This is a genomic window from Salinimicrobium oceani (genome assembly GCF_012037645.1).
Map to the genome: position 1 here is coordinate 1 of NZ_JAAVJR010001675.1, position 281 is coordinate 281.

At 47.3% G+C, this 281-nt stretch carries 1 pseudogene; it reads right to left on the reverse strand.

Annotated features, from left to right (window positions below):
• Positions 1–281: pseudogene (locus HC175_RS23570) on the reverse strand (peptidase M28); the annotation flags it as partial.

The following is a 281-nucleotide window of genomic DNA, read 5'->3' on the forward strand; positions in this document are numbered from 1 at the left end:
TTCCCATCTCAATTTTGCAGATGGTTCTACAACACCACCAATCTCCACATTTTTAGGAGCGGGAGGCGCCCAGGCAAGGCTTGCCATATTAATTGCATTTACTGCAGTAAGTTTGGCAGCGTAGTCGAAATTTACATGTTCGATCACGTCGCCATATGCAATCCCGTTTTCAGTACGAATATCCTGATGTTGCTGAGTGTAATTCTCGTGTGCCTCCATGATACGAATTCCCGCGAAGCCAAGGTCATTGAACGGCCGGTGGTGTCCACCTCTTCCAAATC